Raw genomic sequence first — 16968 nt, 5'->3', positions numbered from 1 at the left:
AACGGCGGGTTGCGGGAAGCCCCGTCCGCTTGGACGGGGCCGGGCGGGTCAGCGCATCAGGTTGGTCCAGACGCGGTCGGCCAGGCGGATGGCGCCGGCGCCGCAGGTCTTGCTGAAGAGCACCTTGGTGCCGTCGGGGATATGCAGCTCCGGGGCATCCTTCAGGCTGGCATCCAGATAGGGCTCCACGCCCTTGACCGGGCTCTGGTGCTTGAGGAAGTTCTGCGTCAGCGCGGCGTTTTCCGGCTGGCTGAGGAAGGCGATGAAGCGCTTCGCGTTATCCGGATTGCGCGCCCCCTTGGGAATCACCAGGTTGTCCACCCAGGCCATCACGCCTTCCTTCGGATAGAGGTAGTGCAGGCTCGGCTTCATTTCGCGGGCACGCATGGACGAGCCGCCCCAGAACAACGACATGTCGATCTCTCCCGAGGCCAGGTTCTCGCGGATGGAGCCGGCCTTCGAGCTGTAGGTCTTCACAAAGGGCTTCTGCGCCTTCAACAGGTTCAGCACCTGCTGCATCTGCTTGGGGTCTTCGCTGCACAGGGGGATGTCGAGGTAGACGCTGGCGGCATCGATCACTTCGCTGGCCGAGTCGAACATGTTGATCTTGCCCTGCAGTTCGGCTGGCGGCTGGAACAGCAACGCCAGGCTGTCGGTCGGACCCTTGTAGATGCTGGTGTCCACCACGACGCTGGTGGTGCCCCAGATGAAGGGCACCGAGTAGGCGCCCTCAGGGTCCCAGGTCGGTTTCTTCAGGTTGTCGACGAGACCGGCATAGTAGGGCTGTTGTGCCGGGTCGAAGCGTTCTAGCAGGTTCTCCTGCACCAGGATCGGAATGAACTGGTGGGAGGGGATGGCCACGTCGTAGCCGGTGCCGCCCTGCTTGAGTTTGGCCAGCAGGGTTTCGTTGGAGTCGTATGAGTCAACCGTGACCTTGATGCCGGTTTCCTTCTGGAACTTCTCGAGGATCTGCGGCGAGAAGTAGCCGCTCCAGCTCACCACATTGAGTTGGCCATCCGCCTGGGCAGACAGGCTCAGGCCAAGCGCCAGGCCGGCGGCCAGGGTTTTCATCACTGTATTCATGGGTTGGCTCTCCGGTTCAGTGTTTCTTCTTGCCGAGCAGGTAGGACAGGGTCACGAACAGCACGGAGACCCCGAGGATCAAGGTGGAAACGGCGTTCACATCGGGCGTCACGCCCATCCGCAGCAGGCCGAAGATGAAGATCGGAAGCGTAGTGGTGCCGGCCTGGGAGACCATCATCGAAATCACGAAGTTATCCAGCGAGACGATGAAGGCCAGCATCAGCCCCGAGACGATCCCCGGCATCAGCAAGGGCAGGGTGACCTTGCGGAAGGTTCGCCACTGGCCGGCATAGAGGTCGGCGGCAGCCTGTTCCAAAGAGAGGTCCATGTCGTCCAGGCGGGCACGGATCGGCAGGTAGGCGAAGGGGATGCAGAACACCGTGTGGGCGATGATCAGGTTGCCGTAGCCCAGCGATAGGCCGAGGGTCGAGAACAGCGCCAGGGTGGCGACGCCGACCACGATCTCCGGCAAAACCAGCGGCAGCATAATGGCTCCGATGGACAGGCGCATGCCCTTGAACTTCGCGCCCCGCGAGGTGCCCAGCGCCGCCAGGGTGGCGATGGCCGTGGCCGCCAGGCTGGCGCACACGGCGATCAGCAGGCTATTGCCGGCGGCCTGGCGCAGCGCCTGGTTGGCGAAGGCGGCTCGGTACCAGTCGAGGCTGAATCCGGTCCAGATGGTGGCCGACTGGTTGGCGTTGAAGGAGAAGATCACCAGCACCAGGATCGGAGCGTAGAGGTAGAGATAGAACAGGAAGCTGAATCCGCCGAAACCGGGGAAATCCTGCACGCCCAGGCGGGCCTTGCCGAACAGGCGCAACATCAGACACCTCCACGAGCGGCGCGCTGGCGTTCGGCACGCAGCGCATAAACGGTCAGGACCAGCATCACCGCGGCCATCAACACCAGCGACAGGGCTGCGCCGAAGGGCCAGTTACGGGCGTCGCTGAACTGCCGGAAGATCAGGTTGCCGAGCATCATCTTCGTCCCACCGCCCAGCAGTTCCGGGGCAATCATGGCGCCGAGGCAGGGCACGAAGGTGAGGATGGCGCCAGCGAGGATGCCCGGCTTGGCGATGGGCAGGACGACCTTGCGCAGGGTGCGCACGCGGCCGGCGTAGAGGTCTTGGGCGGCCTCCAGCAGGCGCATGTCCATTTTTTCGAGACAGGCGTAGATGGGCAGCACCACGAAGGGCGCATAGGTGTAGACCAGCCCCAGCAACACTGCGCCGTCGGTGTAGAGCAGCTCCAGCGGCTGGTCGATCAGCCCCAGGCCCATCAGGCTGGTGTTGATCACGCCGCTGCCACGCAGTAGCAGGATCCAGGCGTAGGTACGAATGAGCAGGTTGGCCCAGAAGGGCACGGTGATCAGGAAGATCAGCAAACCACGGCGATGGGGCGGCTGCATCGACAGCCAGACCGCCACTGGGAAACCAACCAGCAGGGTGACTAGGGTTGTGGCTGCGGCGATACCCACCGAGCGCAGGGCGATCACCAGGTAGGAGTCGGCGAAGGCGAGGCTGTCGTCCAGTTGGCGCTCGAAGAGCAGCGACAGATAGGACTCGGTGCTGAAGACGCGATTGACGCCGCCGTAGGGGTTGGCCTCCATCAGCGAATAGGCGACCACTATCAGGATCGGCAGGATCAGGAACAGGCCGATGGCAACCAGGGCGGGTGACACGCCGAGGAAGCTCTGCATGGCCTGGCGGCGCGCAAGCAGGGCACCGGACGCAAGGGATGTCGGATTCATGGCAGTTGACCGTTGGCAGGTGGCGGGTTCAATCCAGCAGCACGCTGGCGCTGTCCGGGTCGAGCAGCAGGGCGGCGGCTTCGCCAGGGCGGAAGCGCTGGCCCTGGCCACCACGGTTCGGCGTACGCACGGTCAGGCGGCTGCCATCACCGAGGCTGACGTGGTAGTGCAGGTCGGTGCCGAGGTAGATCTGGTTGTCGACACGGCAGGGAATGGCGCCGCCCTGGGCCGGCTCTACCAGATGCAGGCGTTCCGGGCGAATCGACAGGCAGACGTCCTGACCAGGCCTGACGCCTTCACGGGCGGCCGCGCGGAACGGCTTGCCGCCCGGCCCCTGGTAGATCGCCTGGTTACCGTCTTCCTGCAGCAGCCGTGCCTCGATGAAATTGGTCTCGCCAATGAAGTCCGCCACGAAGCGATTGCGTGGTTGCTCGTAGATCTCGTCCGGGCGTCCGACCTGCTGGACCTGGCCTTCGGAGAGCACGGCGATGCGGTCGGACATCGCCAGGGCTTCTTCCTGGTCGTGGGTGACGAAGATGAAGGTAATGCCGGTGCGCGCCTGGATGCTCTTCAGTTCCTCGCGCATGGCCTGGCGCAGCTTGAGATCGAGGGCTGAGAGCGGCTCGTCCAGTAGCAGGACCTTGGGATGCGGCGCCAGGGCGCGGGCCAGGGCCACACGCTGTTGCTGGCCGCCGGAGAGCTGGCTGGGACGGCGCTCGGCGAAGCGTTCCATCTGCACCATCGCGAGCATCTCGCGGACCCGCTCGGCCACCTGGGTGCGGTTCATGCGCTTGCCCATGGGGTGGGACTCCAGGCCAAAGGCGAGGTTCTCGGAAATGGTCATGTGGGGGAACAGGGCGTAGTGCTGGAACACAGTGTTGACGGGCCGTTGGAATGGCGGCAGGTCGGCGATGTTCTCGCCATAGAGGAGGATTTCCCCAGCGCTGGGGAACTCGAACCCGGCGATCATCCGCAGCAATGTGGTCTTGCCGCAGCCGGAGGGGCCGAGGAGGGTGAAGAACTCGTTGTCGCGGATATCCAGATCCACGCTCTTCAGGGCTACCGGCCCGTTCTGCGGGTCGCCGTACACCTTGCGTACCGAACGAACCGAGACCGCCGCCGCAGGCAACGGGACATGCACAGCATTCATCACTACTTCTCCTGTTCCCTGTGGTTCGGGCGGCCGCGTATGCTGGCGGACGTCCCGGGCCTCGGGCTTTCGATTGTTGTTCTAGGCAGTCCCGGCAGTGCCGGGGCAACAGGGAGTTGATCGGGCGAGGTTGTTGTTCTTCGTGCCTCGGGACCGATCATCTGGCAGGGGATGCGGCCTATAAAGCTCAATTTTCTTACATGTGCTATTAAAAAAACTAACAACTTGAAGGTGCCTTCGCGTCCATGCCCATTCGCCGTTTGCCACCCCTCAACGCCGTGCGCGCCTTCGAGGCTGCCGCTCAGTTGGGCAGCTATGTCGCTGCATCGAAGGCCCTGCATGTCACCCAGCCCGCCATCGGTCGCCATGTGAAGCTGCTGGAAGAGTGGCTCGGTGTGCGGCTGTTCGACCGCACTCCGCGTGGCGTCGAGCTCACGCCGGCTGGGCGTCAGTACTATGCGTGCATCAGTGCCGCCTTGGCGCAGATCGCCGATGCCGGTGACGAGGTGTCGAAGAAGGGCACCGTGCGCTGGCTGAAGATCCTCGCTGTGCCAGCCTTCGCCAAGCGTTGGCTGACCCCCAAACTGGAGGCCGTCAGTCGCATGCGGCCGGGGCTGAAGATCGTTATCGAGCCCAATTCCACCTTCACCGAAGTCGATGGCAAGAGCGCTGACCTGGGCATCGTCTATGGCATGCCGGGGGACTACAGCGGTGCCCGCACCATCCTCATGCAGCCAAGGGTTTTTCCTGTGTGCTCACCGGAATACCTGGCCCGCACCGGACCGATCGAAGGTGCTGAGGCGCTCGCCCGCCTCGATCTCATCCACTACGACAGCGAATGGTGGAACCTCTGGTTCGCCCGTGTCGGCGTCGACGTGCAGGTGAGTGCGGATGTGCTCTACGTCAGCAACGACTACGTGTTGTCACTGGCCGAGGGCGGGCGTGGGATTGCCCTGGCCAATGAAGTGCTGGTGCGTCGTGAACTGGAGAATGGCCTGCTGGTAAAGGCCGTCGATGTGGATGTGCCGCTGGAGAGCTACCAGCTGCTGACCCCACCGGGGCCGGTGTCGGCGGATGTGGAGTGGTTCAGCGAATGGATCTCGATGGTCTTGCGGGAAGAGTTTCCGGAGGCGTTCGAGGGGGATGCAGGGGTGAAATCGTTGTAGGGGCGATTTCAATCGCCAAGCAACCCGAAGGGATGCCATGCAGGGCCAGAGGGGGACACTGCGTGTCCCTTGGCCAATGAATTCGCCTCTACAACAAAAGGCTCAGACGGCCTCAGAACTTCTCGGCTTGCCCCAGATAGCGCCACTGTCCCACCGGCACCTTGCCCATGGGCACGCCGCCAATGCGGATGCGCTTCATGCCAACTACCTTCAGGCCAACGGCTGCGCAATAGGCCGCAATCAGTCCCTGCTTCGGGTTCTTCAGGGCGAAGCGCAGGTTGGTCTCGTTCTGCCAGCTGGCCTTCACCGGGGGCAATTCGCCGCCTTTGATGCGGATGCCGCGCTTGAGCTTGTCCAGACCGTTGTCGGCCATGGTGCCGGACACCTCGACCACATACTCCTGTTCCAGTTTCGCGGCGTCTTCGTTGAGCTTGCGCAAGGCGCGCCAGTCCTGGGTCAGTACCAGCAGGCCACTGGCGCCCGGCTGCAACGGCAGGGTGGTGGTCAGGCGGGCGAAGTGGCTACGCAGCAGGCGTACGCTGGCGCGATCTTCCGACCAGCGGCTTTCAGCGGTGAGCACGCGCTGAGCGGCTTCGAAGGAAAGGCCGGCGGGTTGGTTCATCAGCAGTGTCACTGGCTCCTGTGGCTCAGGCGTAGCGCCAGGGAGCAGGGCGACTGTCTGACCCTCTACCTTGAATTGCGGCTGTTCCACCACCTCGCCATCGACGGTGACCCAGCCACCCTCGATATAAAGTTCGGCCTCCCGGCGGGAGCAGCCGGTGAGTTCGACGATGCATTTGGACAGGCGGATGGGGTCGGTCATGGGAACTGCCAGTGGAGGGGAAAGGGCGCAATGGTAAACCCTTTGGCGGCTTTCCTGTGGGCTTCCTGCCTGTAGGGGCGATTTCAATCGCCAAGGGCTGCGTAGCAGCCCATTCCCGGTCGGTGGGGCAGGTCTGCGGCCTGCTTGGCGAATGAATTCGCCCCCACCGAAGGAGCGCTCAGCTCCACCACCCGGCCAACGCCTTGCGATGTTCCTGATGGGCGGCTTCCTGCACCGTAGGCACGAAGTGCAGTGCGGCACCGGGCAGGCATTGCGCCAGGCGTGACACGGCCAGCGGAGTGAGGGCGCCGAGACGGGGGTAGCCGCCGATGGTCTGGCGGTCGTTGAGCAGGGCGATGGGCTGGCCGTCCGGTGGAACCTGCACGGCGCCCAGGGCGATGCCTTCGGAAATCATCGACTGGGTCCTGCATTCCAGTTTCGGCCCGAGCAGGCGCACGCCCATGCGGTCGGCGCGGGTGTCCACTGTCCACTGGCTGTTGAAGGCGTCGAACAGGCTCTGCCCGGAAAAGTCGCCGATCTGCGCGCCCAGGATCAGCTCCAGGCGGGCTGCTGCGCTGAAGTCTGGTATCTGCGCGCGCGGCATGTTGCGCACTTGTGGAGTCTCGCCCTGCCAATGGAGTTGGTCACCCACGGCCAGGGCCTTGCCATTCGCGTTCAGGCCGCCCAGCTCTTCACGAGCCACCGTGGACAGGCTGCCCAGTTGCCGCTCGCCCTGGAAGCCGCCCGGTGCTGCAAGGTAGGCGCGAGCACCCTGGCGAGGATGGGCAAAAGCCAGGCGCTGGCCGCTGCGTACCTTGAAGGCGCCCCAGGCGGGCAGTGGCTGGCCGTCGAGCGTGGCGCCCTGGTCGGCACCGGCGATGGCCAGGTTGCCGTCCCGCTGGCAGGTGAGGCTGAAGGCGCCAAGGCCGACCTCCACAACTGCTGCATCCAGCTGATTGCTCAGCAGCCAGTTTGCCCAGCCCATGGATACCCAGTCCAGCGCGCCGCCCTGGGTAACGCCCAGGTGACGGCAGCCGAAACGGCCCCGGTCCTGGAGCAGGATGAAGGGCGTGCTGCGGTCGATCACGAGGCTCATGGCAGGGTCTCCAGCGGGGTGTCGTCGCCGCCCAGGCGGATGAATTCGGCACGGTCGACGGGCTCGAAGCGCACTCGGTCGCCAGCCTGCAGCAGGCTGTAGCCGGGAAGCTCCAGGTCGAACAGGCGCACCGGCGTGCGTCCCAGCAGGTTCCAGCCGCCGGGGCTTTCCACCGGGTAGACCGCAGTCTGCCGTTCGGCGATGCCGACGCTGCCGGGGGCGATGCGCTTGCGTGGCGTGGTCAGTCGTGGCGCGGCGAGCGCTTCCTCCACCAGACCCATGAAGGCGAAACCGGGGGTGAAGCCGAGGGCGAATACCTGGTACTCGCGCTGGCTGTGCCGCTGCACCAACTCAGCCACGCTCAGGTGCTTGCGCTGGGCCAGCGGCTCAAGGTCCGGGCCCACGCTCGGGTCATACCACGTGGGGATGACATGGCTGCGGCCGCTGGCACGGGTTTCCGGGCAGAGGTCGGCGAGGGCACCGGCAATCAGTTCACGGGCCTGGCGCGGGTCCAGTTGCTGGAGGTCGTAGTGCAGCAGCAGGGTGGTGTAGGAGGGCACCAGATCTACCAGCGCGGCGCCGAAGGTTTCACGCAGGCGAATGCCGGCTGCCAGCATCCACGGCATGTTGGCTTCGTCGATGCGGTCGAACAGGCGCAGGATGAAGGCGTCGATGGAGGCGACTTCGATGCGCAGGAGCGGCGTGGTCATTGGGCCTCCAGTGCTTCACGTATGCGTTTGACCGCGGCGATCGAGCCGGGGTTGTCGCCGTGAACGCAGAGGGTGTGGGCCTTCAGCGGCAGGTCGCTGCCATCGCTGGCGCGCAGGGAGTCGCCACGGGCGAGGGTGATGGCCTGGGCCACCACCTGCTCCGGGTCGTGGTGTACCGCACCGGGCAGGCTGCGCGACACCAGGTAGCCGTTGCCGTCGTAGGCCCGGTCGGCGAAAGCTTCGAACCAGAGTTCCACTCCATGCTCATCGCCGATGGCCTGGGCAGCGTCGTTGTCGCGGGTGCTCATGAGCATCAGTGGCAGTTGCGCGTCGTAGGCCGCCACGGCGCGCATCACGGCGGCGAGGATGGCCGGGTCGCGCATCATGTCCTGGTACAGCGCACCATGGGGCTTCACGTAGCTGACGCGGGCACCCTGGGCGCGGCACAGGCCGTCGAGGGCGCCGATCTGGTAGAGCATCAGGTCTTCCACTTCGGCTGGCGAGCAGGCCAGGGAGCGGCGCCCGAAGCCCACCAGGTCCGGATAGCCGGGATGGGCACCGATGCTTACCCGGTGCTTAACCGCCAGTGCGATGGTGCGGCGCATGGTGCCGGGGTCGCCGGCGTGGAAGCCGCAGGCGATGTTGGCGCAGTCGATCAGCGGCATGACTTCGGCATCCAGGCCCATGGTCCAGGCTCCGAAGCTTTCACCGATATCGCAATTCAGCAGCAGTCTGCTCATGGTCTGTTCTCCAGGCAGGTCTCGTCCTACCACAGCGCCAGGCTGTAGCTGAGGATCAGGCGGTTCTCATCGAGGTCATTGGCGAAGTTGGAGCGCACCGTGGCGTTGCGCCATTTCAGTCCGAGGTTCTTCAGCGGGCCGCTCTGGATCACGTAGGCGATGTCGGTGTTGCGTTCCCACTCCTCACCGTCGTTGCCAGTGGCGCGCTGGACGTGATCGCCAGCGATATAGCGGCTCATGAAGGTCAGGCCGGGCACGCCAAGGGCGGCGAAGTCGTAGTCGTAGCGCAGTTGCCAGGAGCGTTCGCCGGCATTGGCGAAGTCTCCGATCTGCACGAAGTTCACCAGGTACGGGTCGCTGCCGGCGATGTAGGGGAAGGGGTCATCTCCCGACATGCGCTGGTAGCCAGCCCCCAGGGCATGGCTGCCAGCCTTGAGAGTGAAGAGGGCGCCGCTGGCCTTGTTGTCCAGGTCGCGGAAGTTGCCGTCCTCGCGGGACAGGGCGTAGCGCAGGTCGCTCTTGAGCGACAGCTGTTCGCCCAGGGCGAGGGTGTGCACCAGCCCGGCAAAGGTCTGGCGGTAGATGTCTTCCAGCTGTCCGTAGTGCAGGCTCGCGGTCAGCGCCGGGCTGACGCGATAGTCGCCGCCGCCGAAGTTGAAGGCGTCGCTCTGGCCACCGATGCGGTTGGCGCTGAACTCCTGGTAGTCGCTGGAGCTGTTCAGCTTGATGCGGTCGAGACGGCCGCCCTGCAGGGTCAGGTTGTCGATCTCCTGCACGTTGAGCAGCGCGCCACGGAACAGTTGCGGTAGCAGGCGCGAGTCGTTGGCTGAAACGATGGGACTCTTGAAGTGCAACGCGCCAGCCTTGAGTACGCTGTTGGATACCTTCAGCTTGCCGGTCAGGCCGAGCTTGGAATAGTCGTCCTGGGAGCCGCCGGATTGGTCGGCCGGCAGCAGGCCGGTGCCGGCGGTGCCGTCGCCGGAGTCCAACTTGACCCCGAGCAGGCCGATGGCATCGGCGCCAACGCCGATGGTGCCTTCGGTGTAGCCCGATTCCAGGCGCAGCAGGAAGCCCTGGGCCCATTCTTCGGCCTTGTCGCGGGCGCCGCTCTGGCGGAAGTCGCGGCTGAAGTAGAAATTGCGCAGCTCCAGGCTGGCGTGGCTGTCTTCAAGCAGTTCCGACTGGGCGAGCAGGGGCCAGCCCAGTCCGCTGCCGGCTATCAGCACGGCAGCCAGACGGGTGTTCGGGTGCATGGGGGAATCCTGGGTGGGATGGGGCTCGGTCAGATTTCCAGTTGCTTGCCGCGTGTTTCCGGCAGGCTGAGTGCCGCGAGGATGACCACCCCGTAGGACACGGCGGCGAACCCGCCGATGCCCACGCCCAGCGAGACGTGCTGGCTGAGGATACCGATCAGCATCGGGAAGAGCGCGGCGACGGCGCGGCCGATGTTGTAGCAGAAGCCCTGGCCCGAACCCCGGATGCGGGTGGGGAACAGCTCGGTGAGGAAGGAACCCATGCCGCTGAAGATGCCCGAGGCGAAGAAGCCCAGGGGGAAGCCCAGCCAGAGCATGGCGGCATTGCTGACCGGTAGCTGGGTGTAGAGCAGCACCACGATGAAGGAGCCGACGGCGAAGAGGATGAAGTTCTTCTTGCGGCCGATGAGGTCAGTGAGGAAGGCACTGATGACATAGCCCACGTAGGAGCCGAAGATCACCATCGCCAGGTAGCCGCCGGTGCCCAGTACGGTCAGGCCGCGCTCGGCCTTGAGGAAGGTCGGCAGCCAGGACGTGATGGCGTAGTAGCCGCCTAGGGCTCCGGTGGTCAGCAGCGAGGCGCGCAGGGTGATGCTGAGCATGCCGGGGGCGAAGATCTCGTAGAAATTGACCTTCTCGGCGCCCTGGTTGTGCTTGCGGGCTTCCTTGTAGATTTCCGGCTCTTTCACCAGGCGACGGACGACGATGACGAAGATCGCCGGCAGCAGGCCCAGCATGAACAGGGCGCGCCAGGCGTCTTCCGGCGCGAGGATGCTGAACATCAGGGCATACAGCAGGGCGGTCATGCCCCAGCCGAGGGCCCAGCCGGATTGCACCAGGCCCACGGCCTTGCCACGGTCCTTGGCCTTGATGACTTCGCCGATCAGCACTGCACCGGCAGTCCACTCGCCGCCGAAACCGAAGCCCATCAGGGTGCGGGCGATCAGCAGTTGTTCATAGCTCTGCGCGAGGCCGCAGAGGAAGGTGAAGAAGGCGAACCAGAGCACCGTCAGTTGCAGGGTCAGCACGCGGCCGATGCGGTCGGAGAGGATGCCGGCAACCCAGCCACCGGCGGCGGAGGCGAGGAGGGTGAGGGTGTGGATGAGGCCGGCTTCACCGGTGGTGATACCCCAGATGGCGATCAGCGTAGGAATGACAAAGCTGAGCATCTGGGTGTCCATGCCGTCCAGGCCGTAGCCTATCTTGCAGCTCCAGAAGGTCCGTCGTTCCTGCTTGCTGAGGGCCCGGTACCAGCCGAAATGGCCGCCCTGGTCGATGTCCAGGCCGCCCGCGTGGGTCGCGTGTTTTTCCATGGGGTTCTCCGATCGCTGTTCTTGGCGTTGTATGAGCATTCGGCGGATGCGGAGTCGACGCCCGCAGCCTGTGGGCGGATTCTTGTGCCGGGGTTGGTGGACCGTCCAACTAATTAAAGCGGCCGCCGGGGATAAGAAATTCCGATACCCGATCAGTGGTGCCAGGATCGAAGATGCACGCGCTGTGCGCAGACGGCGTTCGTCGTTCCGAAGACGGCCTGGCACAGGAAGTGCTTGAATCTACTGTATCTTTTCGCCCTTGCTGCGTTTGACTCATTGCTTGCCGGTAATCGCCATGAACCTGAAGTTCCTTGAAACCTTCGTCTGGGTCGCCCGCCTGAAAAGCTTTCGCCTGACCGCCGAAAAGCTGTTCAGCACCCAGGCGTCCATCTCCAGCCGTATCGCCGTGCTGGAGGATGAATTGGGCGTGAAACTGTTCGTGCGCGATTCCCGCGGCGTGACGCTTACGCCGGAAGGGCACAAGGTGCTGGAGTACGCCGAACAGATGATGGACACCATGCATGCCTTGCGCCAGGCCATCGATACCAGTGCGGCCACCCAGGGACGCATCCGCATCGGTGCCATGGATACGGTGATCCACACCTGGCTTAGCCCGCTGGTATCGAAGGTGAACGAGCTGTACCCAGCGGTGGAGATCGAGCTGATGGCCGACACCGCGCGCAACCTCTCCGATCAGCTGCAGAAGGGCTACCTGGACCTGATTTTCCAGACCGACCCGCTGCGCCACGAGTCGGTGCTCAACCTCGAACTGGGCGCCTACCCGCTGTGCTGGATCGTCTCCACCGGCTCCATTTACCACCGTGACTACGCCTCCCTGGCCGAACTGGCCCGCGAGCGTATCGTGACCTTCTCCAAGCACTCGCGTCCGCACCAGGATGTGCTCGGCCTTCTGCATGCCAACGGCGTGACGACGCCACACCTGAGCTGCGTGAATTCGGTGGCGGCCATGACCCGCCTGCTGCGCGATGGCTTCGGCATCGGTGCCTTGCCGCCGGCCCTGGTAGCCCAGGAACTGGAGCGCGGCGAGCTGACCATCCTGCGCATCGGGCCGATGCCGCCCGTCCTGCCGCTGGTGGTGTCCTGGCGCGGCGGCACCGGCCTGGAACTGGTGGACCAGGTGGTCGATGTGAGCAAGTCAGTGGTGGCGAACTATGCCGAGAACGTGGGCAGGGAGTGCTTTGTCCCGGCCGAACTGAAAAAGGGAGAAGGGCGCCCGCGCAGCCTCTGACGTGAGTGTCTCGCGGCAGGGGGCGCCGCGCTTACCCTGCGATGCGACAGGGTGCGGAGCCAAATTCAGGCTCTTCCAGCCTGGATGTTCAACTTTCCCGATGCCCGGTCCCGGAAAATTCTTGTTGGACGAGCCGGTTCCCGCGCTTCTAAAACAGCGTCCAGAACAATAACCGGAGCAGGCCCATGACCATGCAGCAACTCGCCCAACTTCCCCCTCGTGAACTGCGTCGGCTGATCCGCCGTGGCGACTACAGCGGCCACACCAGCGGCTTGGGCCAGCGCCACCTGCAGGCCAATATCGTGATCCTGCAGAAGTCCTGGGCGGACGAATTCCTCCGCTTCTGCGTGCTCAATCCGCGCTCCTGCCCGCTGCTTGACGTGACGGAACCAGGCTCGCCGTATTTCGAGAAGCTTGGTGTGGACGTCGACGTGCGCAGCGACGTGCCGCGCTACCGCGTGCATCGCCGTGGACGTGCGCTCGAGGAAGTGACTGATATCGGCGAACTCTGGGAGGCGGATTTCGTCGCCTTCGCCATCGGTTGCTCCTTCTCCTTCGAGCAGGCCCTGCTGGATGGCGGCATCCATCTGCGGCATATCGAGATGGGGCGCAACGTCGCCATGTATCGCACTGCCATCGACACTCACCCGGCGGGACGACTGGCGGGCAAGACGGTGGTTTCCATGCGTCCGATGAAGGCCGCCGATGCCGTGCGCGCGATCGAAATCACGGCGCGTTTCCCCATGACCCACGGAGCGCCGGTGCATATCGGCGACCCTGCCCTGATCGGCATTCGTGACATCGCCGCCCCGGATTACGGCGATCCGGTGCCGGTGCATGCCGACGAAATCCCGCTGTTCTGGGCCTGCGGCGTTACCCCCCAGGCCGTGCTCGCCGAGGCCGAGCCCGAGCTCTACATCACCCACGCGCCGGGGCACATGCTGGTGAGCGACAAGCTCTACGGCGAGGTGTGAGGGGCGCCTCTCCTTGCGGGAGCGATTTCAGTCGCGAATGAACTCGCTCCCGCATCGGTGGAGTAGTTGAGCTGGGAAGCCCCTGGCTTGATGACTTGCGACATTTCCGACGCTTTGGTCTTAACTTTGTCTCCAGACTCCCACGGAAGGACTGGAGACCGACATGATCCCTGCAAAAGGACTGATCCTGGCGCTCAGCGCCACCAGCCCGCTCGCCATGGCCGACGCCGGTCCATCGTTCGACTGTGCAAAGGCCCAGGGCATCGAGCAACAGGTCTGCACGAGTGCCGAGTTGAGCGCACTCGATCGGCAGATGGCCGACGCGTACAAGAAAACACTGGCTGCCACGGATGCGGCCACCCAGAAACGCCTTCGCGCCGAACAGCGCGGTTGGCTGAAGGGGCGTGATGATTGCTGGAAGGCCAGCGACCAGAACCAGTGCCTGGCCCTCAGCTACCAGACCCGTCTGGTGGAACTGCAGATCCAGTCCGGCGCGGTGACGGCGCCGAAGGCGGTGGAGTTCGCCTGCGGTGACAACAGCAAGCCCTTTGCCGCGAGCTTCTACAACAACGTCGAGCCCAACGCCGCTGTCCTCACCTACGGCGGCGACCAGGTCATCGCCATCAGTCAACGAACTGCCAGCGGCGCCCGCTACGGCAATGACGGCGTGGACTTCTGGGAACACCAGGGTGAAGCCAGGGTGGACTGGTACGGCACCCAACTGACCTGCAAGGCCATGCGCTGAGCCCAGCCACTGCTCAGGCCTGGGGCGCCTTGCCGGGACCTTCCTTCGTCAATTTGTCGGCCGCTCTCTGTAAACGCTGCAGGTCGATGCGGAGTTGGTGCAGTGCCTCACGACGGTCGTGCAGCACTTCCTTGACATAGCAGTGGCCGGTCAGCCCGCGCAGCAAAAGTGCGGCGCCGACCCCGATATCCCAGACGCCCAGCACGCCACCGCGGTGAAAACCGTGCCTGGCCATCAACAGGCCACCGACTATGGACCCGGCCCGCTCCAGTCCATGCACGTTCTGTTCGTACGCCGGGCCGTTGATCTGCCATTGGTTATCCATGGTGCGAATCCTCCCGTGTTGGTTTGAACCTTGACCGGTCAGTGGCTCGTCGCGTTCAGGTGCCGGGACGAGCGGTCAGCTGCGCGCCTGGTTCTTTTCGGCCTTCTTCGCCGGGCTCATCAAGTACACGGTGAGGATGAAGCGCGCGGGTACCAGAGACAGCAGGCCGAGCATGCCAAACACCGCAACCAGGATGACGCCACCCGGGGTGGATGTGACCTCGGTGAACATCGCCAGGCCAACGGCCAGCAGGAACATCACGACCCCGAACCATTGCAGCCCCTGGGCCCAGCGGAAGATCGGCGACTGGCGAACTTCGCGCAAATGCCGGTTCGATTCGTTCTCTTCAACCATACTCGTGTCCTCGTAGGTTGCAGTTGCGACCGGACGGCGGCGGTTCCCGGCATTCATCAGCATGCATGGGGTGGAGCGGTTCAGCCAGATGGGCGACGAGTGGGCGGAAACTGGTCATCCCGTCGTTGCTGGACTATGCCTTTATCGATTCCAGATACATCTGGAAGTGGCCTGCAGGGCGTCATGCCGCCCAAGGCACCCGAGTCGGGTCGAAGCTTCAAGGCCCGATGACGCCCGGGAAGGGCTCCGGGAAACCGCCGTGAATGAAAGGAGTCCGGAGAGACAGACCATGCCCTTCATCGATGACCTGGCCTTCTTGCTCGCGTTCTTCACCAGCATCGCCTGCGGCCTCATGGGCGGGTTGTTCTTCGCCTTCTCAAACTTCGTCATGCGGGCGCTGGAGCGCATAGCGCCGGAAGCCGGCATTGCCGCCATGCAGGCCATCAATATCACGGTGATGAACCGCATCTTCCTCGGCGCCTTCCTGGGCACCACGGCGGCCTGTGCGCTGCTTGTGCTCTACGCCTTCGTGCATTGGGAGGTGTCTGGCACCTTCTTCCTGCTCACCGGTAGCCTGCTGTATCTGCTGGGCAACTTCGGTGTGACGCTGTTCTGCAATGTGCCGCGCAACAACGCCTTGGCGAAGCTGGATGCGGAAAACCCGGAATCGGTCGCGCCTTGGCGTACCTTCGTCGTGCAATGGACGCACTGGAACCATGTGCGCACCGGCACCGCGTTGAGCGCCTCGATGCTGCTGATGATCGGGCTGTTCCTGATGCTGGCGATGGATTGACCAGACTGGCTCGGGCCTGTGCGTGCACCTTGCGGAGCAATGCGAGCAGTTCGCGTGGCGACCCTGTTCCCCCTTGAGTCGGGCGCTTCCGATCAGCGCGAGGCCGAACGCGGAATACTTAACGCACCACGGAACCCCCTGGCCGCGTAATAGGACTGCGCACCGTTGTGATAGACAAACACGCAGTCGTAGCGACGGTCGCAGAAGAGGGCGCCGCCGAGCTTGCGGATGGCGGCAGGTGTCTGTATCCAGCTGGAGGTCTTGCTATCGAAACATCCCAGCTCCTGCAAAGCCCGATACTGTTGCTCCGTCAGGATCTCGATGCCCATGGCGGCGGCCATGTCCATGGCGCAGCCGGTAGGCTTGTTCTCCTTTCTGGAATCCAGACTCTCCCGGTCATAACACAGGCTTCTGCGTCCGATAGGGCTTTCCGCGGAGCAGTCGACGAAGACGTAGGCATCGCTTTCCCGAAGGTGAAACACCACATCCGGCTCGCCACCCGTTCGTTCCATCTCGGCCAAGGCGTGCAGTTTTTCCGGCTGGCATTCCAATCTGGCCCGCACCGCGGGCCAATTGATTTCCTGGTGTCGCCCCATGTTCGCTTCGAAGCGCGCTTGCAAGGTTCCGAGTAAAGCTTCGCGTTGCCCGATGTCCATGACGTTTCCTCCCTGTGATTCGTGACTTTTCCGTGGTCGTGGCTACTGGGTCAGCTCGTATAACCGGTTGTGGATGGCACTCTGCTTGAGTCCGTGCATCAGCTGACCTTGGGAGAACGCCTTGTCCACCTCCATCAGGCAGGTTGCAACGGTCTTGCTGTTCGCCCCGTTGGTTTGTATCGCCCAGTTTGCCCAGCCATTGTCGATACTCTGCAGATCGAGACGGTAATCGGCGGTGGTGGCATGTCCCTCCCATTTCTGCGAGCCCGCCGTCTGATACATGCAGAATCCGGCCTTGAAGCGAATGCCGGTACGGGTGTGGATTGGCAGCATCCGGCCGTTGACGTTGGTCATCGTGAATCCTTGGGGAGCTGCCCCCAACTGATTCCAGCCAACCCCCACTGCAGCCTGCGCCACCAGGTTAGCTACGTCGCGAATCACGCCTGCCGCATGGCCGCTGGTGAGCCCGTCGTGCGCTCGAAAATTGAACGTCGCCATCCGTGGAGCCCTCTCGTCCTCAGGTTGTACGGGAGAGCAAGCATAGACGCTACCGACAGCTCGGCGAGTGCAGGGGATGTTCGAGGATCTCAGGGCGGATGGCCTCAGTCTGCTATTTTCAGGCTGCTCCGCAAATCCAGTCGCTCGATCCTTGGGCTTCTATCGCGATCTTGGCTGGGCTCCCAAGAGGGCGCTGGATGACCGTGGCGATGAAATCGTTAAGCCCGCCCCCCCCCAGGGGAGAATCTTTCCCACGAGACGCGCTGTAGCCTTGTGCAGGGAGCGGTTGAT

Annotated in this window: 19 protein-coding genes; 5 read left to right on the top strand and 14 right to left on the bottom strand. The window is 64.0% G+C overall.

Annotated elements, in window-relative coordinates; all coding sequences use genetic code 11:
* Nucleotides 1–48: 48 nt before the first annotated feature.
* From E8E75_RS17930 to E8E75_RS17915, 4 genes are read right to left on the bottom strand one after another with little or no spacing between them, the layout of a single operon-like run.
* The gene (locus E8E75_RS17930; protein ID WP_120650810.1) at nt 49–1083 is read right to left on the bottom strand and encodes an extracellular solute-binding protein; all 1035 of its coding nucleotides are present in this window, start codon (nt 1081–1083) and stop codon (nt 49–51) included.
* 16 nt (nt 1084–1099) lie between these two features.
* Nucleotides 1100–1909: an ABC transporter permease gene (locus tag E8E75_RS17925; RefSeq protein WP_280359616.1), complete on the bottom strand. Its 810-nt coding sequence runs from the start codon at nt 1907–1909 to the stop codon at nt 1100–1102.
* Nucleotides 1906–2832, bottom strand: coding sequence for an ABC transporter permease (locus E8E75_RS17920; protein ID WP_120650812.1), 927 nt, complete (start codon nt 2830–2832; stop codon nt 1906–1908). The genes E8E75_RS17925 and E8E75_RS17920 overlap by 4 nt, the downstream gene beginning before the upstream one ends.
* A gap of 28 nt (nt 2833–2860) precedes the next feature.
* The gene (locus tag E8E75_RS17915; RefSeq protein ID WP_153921786.1) at nt 2861–3982 is read right to left on the bottom strand and encodes an ABC transporter ATP-binding protein; all 1122 of its coding nucleotides are present in this window, start codon (nt 3980–3982) and stop codon (nt 2861–2863) included.
* 245 nt (nt 3983–4227) lie between these two features.
* Between E8E75_RS17915 and E8E75_RS17910 the strand changes: the two genes are divergently transcribed.
* A complete protein-coding gene (locus E8E75_RS17910) occupies nt 4228–5148 on the top strand; it encodes a LysR substrate-binding domain-containing protein (RefSeq protein WP_120650814.1) in 921 nt (306 codons plus the stop codon).
* A 112-nt stretch (nt 5149–5260) separates the two neighbouring features.
* On the opposite strand, the gene E8E75_RS17905 is transcribed toward E8E75_RS17910, so the two are convergent.
* From E8E75_RS17905 to E8E75_RS17880, 6 genes are all read right to left on the bottom strand, one after another.
* Complete coding sequence (locus E8E75_RS17905) at nt 5261–5971, bottom strand: rRNA pseudouridine synthase (RefSeq protein ID WP_120650815.1); 711 nt, start codon at nt 5969–5971, stop codon at nt 5261–5263.
* A gap of 178 nt (nt 5972–6149) precedes the next feature.
* Complete coding sequence (locus E8E75_RS17900; protein ID WP_280359506.1) at nt 6150–7067, bottom strand: biotin-dependent carboxyltransferase family protein; 918 nt, start codon at nt 7065–7067, stop codon at nt 6150–6152.
* Entirely contained in the window at nt 7064–7777 is a 714-nt protein-coding gene (locus E8E75_RS17895) for an allophanate hydrolase subunit 1 (RefSeq protein WP_120650817.1), read from the bottom strand. Before E8E75_RS17895 ends, E8E75_RS17900 begins: the two co-directional genes overlap by 4 nt.
* Nucleotides 7774–8517: a 5-oxoprolinase subunit PxpA gene (locus E8E75_RS17890; RefSeq protein WP_153921792.1), complete on the bottom strand. Its 744-nt coding sequence runs from the start codon at nt 8515–8517 to the stop codon at nt 7774–7776. Before E8E75_RS17890 ends, E8E75_RS17895 begins: the two co-directional genes overlap by 4 nt.
* A 26-nt stretch (nt 8518–8543) precedes the next feature.
* Nucleotides 8544–9770, bottom strand: a complete 1227-nt coding sequence (locus tag E8E75_RS17885) for an OprD family porin (protein ID WP_120650819.1) — start codon at nt 9768–9770, stop codon at nt 8544–8546.
* Nucleotides 9771–9799: 29 nt separating this feature from the next.
* The gene (locus E8E75_RS17880; protein WP_120650820.1) at nt 9800–11083 is read right to left on the bottom strand and encodes an MFS transporter; all 1284 of its coding nucleotides are present in this window, start codon (nt 11081–11083) and stop codon (nt 9800–9802) included.
* A gap of 295 nt (nt 11084–11378) precedes the next feature.
* Here E8E75_RS17880 and E8E75_RS17875 point away from each other — a divergent pair, with 295 nt between their 5' ends.
* The 3 genes from E8E75_RS17875 to E8E75_RS17865 all read left to right on the top strand — a co-directional run bounded on the left by E8E75_RS17875 (nt 11379) and on the right by E8E75_RS17865 (nt 14051).
* On the top strand, nt 11379–12332 hold the full coding sequence (locus tag E8E75_RS17875; protein ID WP_120650821.1) for a LysR family transcriptional regulator: 954 nt from the start codon (nt 11379–11381) through the stop codon (nt 12330–12332).
* A 185-nt stretch (nt 12333–12517) separates the two neighbouring features.
* The gene (locus E8E75_RS17870; protein WP_120650822.1) at nt 12518–13306 is read left to right on the top strand and encodes a putative hydro-lyase; all 789 of its coding nucleotides are present in this window, start codon (nt 12518–12520) and stop codon (nt 13304–13306) included.
* A 163-nt stretch (nt 13307–13469) separates the two neighbouring features.
* Nucleotides 13470–14051: an MliC family protein gene (locus E8E75_RS17865; RefSeq protein ID WP_120650823.1), complete on the top strand. Its 582-nt coding sequence runs from the start codon at nt 13470–13472 to the stop codon at nt 14049–14051.
* 13 nt (nt 14052–14064) lie between these two features.
* Here the strand turns inward: E8E75_RS17865 and E8E75_RS17860 are convergent, their stop codons facing one another.
* Both E8E75_RS17860 and E8E75_RS17855 read right to left on the bottom strand, forming a co-directional pair.
* A complete protein-coding gene (locus E8E75_RS17860; protein WP_120650824.1) occupies nt 14065–14376 on the bottom strand; it encodes a DUF2892 domain-containing protein in 312 nt (103 codons plus the stop codon).
* Between the two features lie 75 nt (nt 14377–14451).
* Nucleotides 14452–14730, bottom strand: a complete 279-nt coding sequence (locus tag E8E75_RS17855) for a hypothetical protein (protein WP_280359503.1) — start codon at nt 14728–14730, stop codon at nt 14452–14454.
* A 289-nt stretch (nt 14731–15019) separates the two neighbouring features.
* Here E8E75_RS17855 and E8E75_RS17850 point away from each other — a divergent pair, with 289 nt between their 5' ends.
* The gene (locus E8E75_RS17850) at nt 15020–15523 is read left to right on the top strand and encodes an anthrone oxygenase family protein (RefSeq protein ID WP_153921801.1); all 504 of its coding nucleotides are present in this window, start codon (nt 15020–15022) and stop codon (nt 15521–15523) included.
* Between the two features lie 92 nt (nt 15524–15615).
* Here the strand turns inward: E8E75_RS17850 and E8E75_RS17845 are convergent, their stop codons facing one another.
* Both E8E75_RS17845 and E8E75_RS17840 read right to left on the bottom strand, forming a co-directional pair.
* Complete coding sequence (locus E8E75_RS17845) at nt 15616–16179, bottom strand: DUF4256 domain-containing protein (RefSeq protein ID WP_153921804.1); 564 nt, start codon at nt 16177–16179, stop codon at nt 15616–15618.
* Nucleotides 16180–16221: 42 nt separating this feature from the next.
* Nucleotides 16222–16677 (bottom strand): hypothetical protein, encoded by a 456-nt coding sequence (locus E8E75_RS17840; protein ID WP_280359502.1) that lies wholly within the window; start codon nt 16675–16677, stop codon nt 16222–16224.
* Between the last annotated feature and the right edge of the window lie 291 nt (nt 16678–16968).

The organism is Pseudomonas sp. BN606 (assembly GCF_029873115.1).
In the GTDB taxonomy this organism is placed as follows: Bacteria; Pseudomonadota; Gammaproteobacteria; order Pseudomonadales; family Pseudomonadaceae; genus Metapseudomonas.
This window is presented reverse-complemented; position numbering and strand designations above follow the sequence as displayed.